This is a genomic window from Dietzia sp. B44 (genome assembly GCF_014145245.1).
Classification (GTDB): Bacteria; Actinomycetota; Actinomycetes; order Mycobacteriales; family Mycobacteriaceae; genus Dietzia; species Dietzia natronolimnaea.
On sequence record NZ_JAALEF010000231.1, the window covers coordinates 1 to 2,675 of the forward strand.

Genomic DNA, 2,675 nt, shown 5'->3' on the forward strand with positions numbered 1-2,675 from the left:
GGGACGAGGCAGCCGAGTCCGCCGCGAGCGAGCCCGTGACCGCGGTGACCATCCCGGCCCCCGGAGCCGATTCCGAGGTGTGCCTGTCGCTGGTCGAGTCCCTCCCGGACACCCTCGGTGAGGCGAACCGGGTCGCGTTCGTCGAGCCCGCCCCGCCGGGTGCCGCGGCGTACCGGCTGCCCGACGCCCAGACCGTCGTCGTCCGCTGCGGCCTCCCGGCCCCGCCGACCTTCACCGTCGGGGTGTCGCTCCAGGAGGTCAACGGCGTCCAGTGGTTCAACGAACCGGACCCGGACCCCGCAGTGACGTCGTCCACCTGGGTCGCCGTCGACCGACCGGAGTACATCGCGGTCACTCTCCCCGCGACCGGCGGTACGGGTCCGATCCAGGATCTCTCGGACGCCCTCTCCGCCGGTCTCGAGGCCGTCGAACCGCGGCCCGCTCCGATCGGGTGACCCCCCGGGGTCAGCAGCCGGCGAGCGCGGTCCGCACCAGAGTGTCGAGCAGGGTCCGGTAGTCGACGCCGGAGGCCGCCCACATCTGCGGGTACATCGAGATCGGGGTGAACCCCGGCATGGTGTTGACCTCGTTGATCACCGGTCCGTGCTCGGTGACGAAGAAGTCGACCCGGCTCAGTCCACGGGCGTCCAGGGCGTGGAACGCCTCGACGGCCAGCGTGCGCAATCGGTCGGTGTCCGCGGTGGGGAGCAGCGCGGGTAGGTCGAACGTGCAGACGTCGTCGAGGTACTTGGTGTCGAAGTCGTAGAAGGAGTCGCCCTCGGTCTCACCCTCCAGACCGGTCGGCTCACCGGGGATGTGGAGTTCGGCGGGCAGGCTCGCCTCCACCCGACCGTCCGGGTACTGCAGGACACCACATTCGACCTCGCGGCCCACGATGGCGGCCTCGACGATCACCTTGGGGTCGAACCGGCGGGCCTCGGCGATCGCCGCGTCGAGGTCTCCCGCGCGGGAGACCTTGGTGATCCCGATGGACGAGCCACCGCGGGCGGGCTTGACGAACAACGGGAACCCGAGCCGGTCGAGTTCCGTCTGCGGCAGCGTCGCGATCCCGGGACGCAGCACCACCTGCTCACCGATCGGCAGACCCGCCGCACCCAGCACGACCTTGGTGAACTCCTTGTCCATGCCGGCCGCACTGGCGAACACCCCCGGACCCACGTAGGGGATCCCCGAGAGTTCGAGGAGTCCCTGGACGGTGCCGTCCTCCGCGTGGGTGCCGTGCATGACGGGGAAGACCACGTCCACGCGGGCGGCCTGCTCACCGGCCCGCTCCCCGTCCACGTACCGCAGGACCCCGCGGTCACCGGTGGACAGTCCCAGCGCCACCTGTGGTCGCCCCGGGTCGACCTCCGGCATGACGCGGTCGACGATCCGCAGGCCCGACACGTCGTCGGGACCCAGGGTCCACCGCCCCGATCCGGTGATCCCGACGGGGATCACCTCGTAGACGGATCGGTCGAGATGTGCCATGACGGCGCCGGCGGACACGCAGCTCACGGAGTGCTCCGTGCTGCGGCCGCCGTAGAGGACGGCAACGGTGATGCGATTCACCGGGCCGAGGCTACTCGGGCTTGGTGCTCCGTCTCATGAGGCGCACCGCCACCTCGACGGCGTCACCACCCTCGTGGCAGATCTCGTGGACGGCCTCGGTGAGCGGCATCTCGACCCCGACCTGTCGGGCGAGCGCACGGATCGAGGTGCAGGACTTGACCCCCTCCGCGACCTGTCCGTTGGTGGCCTCCTGGGCCTGCTCCAGGGTTTCGCCCTTGCCCAGCCGTTCACCGAAGGTCCGGTTGCGGGACAGGGGCGAGGTGCAGGTGGCGACGAGGTCGCCGAGCCCCGCGAGTCCGGCGAAGGTCATCTGGTTGGCGCCGAGCGCCACCCCGAGCCTCGTCGACTCCGCCAACCCACGGGTGACGAGCGTGGCCATGGTGTTGTCACCCAGGCCCATCCCGGTGGCGATGCCACACACCAGAGCGATGACGTTCTTGGTGGAGCCTCCGATCTCGCACCCCACCACATCGGTGTTGGTGTAGGGACGGAAGTAGGGGGTGGAGAACGCGTCCTGCAGGCGGGCCGCCCGGTCGACGTCCGTACAGGCGATCACCGTCGCCGCAGGCTGACCCTCGGCGATCTCCCGCGCGAGGTTGGGGCCGGACAACGCGGCGATCCTGTCCCCCGTCAACCCGGTGACCTCGGCGACGACCTCGCTGATGCGCATCAGCGACCCGGTCTCGATCCCCTTCGCCAGGGAGATCACCCCGGCGTCCGACTCGAGGAGGTCGACCCATTTCTCCAGGTTCCCCCTCAGGCTCTGCGACGGGACGGCCAGGACGACCTCGTGGGAGCCCGCGAGCACCTCGGCCGGGTCCGTCGAGGCGGTCACCGTCGCGGGCAGGACGATGCCCGGCAGGTACTTCTCGTTACAGTGCCGCTCGTTGATCCCGTCGGCCACCTCGTCCCGGCGGGCCCACATGACCACCTCCGACCCCGCGTCCGCGAGCACCTTGCCGACGGCGGTCCCCCACGACCCCGCACCCATCACCGCGACCCGCGCCATTTCGCCTCCCGGCTCGTCGTCCCCCACCCGGGCCATCGCCGGTGGATCGTGTGCAAACGCTACCCGGCCCGGCGCGCTCGCGAGGGTCTGCTGG

The 2,675-nt window shown here is 70.8% G+C and carries 3 protein-coding genes; 1 reads left to right on the forward strand and 2 read right to left on the reverse strand.

Translation table 11 applies throughout. From position 1 onward, the window contains the following. Nucleotides 1-455: DUF3515 domain-containing protein (locus tag G6017_RS08450; RefSeq protein WP_182616915.1), on the forward strand; the 455-nt coding region annotated here is incomplete at its 5' end. A gap of 10 nt (nt 456-465) precedes the next feature. On the opposite strand, the gene G6017_RS08455 is transcribed toward G6017_RS08450, so the two are convergent. Further along, a complete protein-coding gene (locus G6017_RS08455) occupies nt 466-1,572 on the reverse strand; it encodes a D-alanine--D-alanine ligase (RefSeq protein ID WP_182610897.1) in 1,107 nt (368 codons plus the stop codon). Between the two features lie 10 nt (nt 1,573-1,582). Further along, complete coding sequence (locus G6017_RS08460; protein WP_179525497.1) at nt 1,583-2,581, reverse strand: NAD(P)H-dependent glycerol-3-phosphate dehydrogenase; 999 nt, start codon at nt 2,579-2,581, stop codon at nt 1,583-1,585. Nucleotides 2,582-2,675 lie beyond the last annotated feature (94 nt).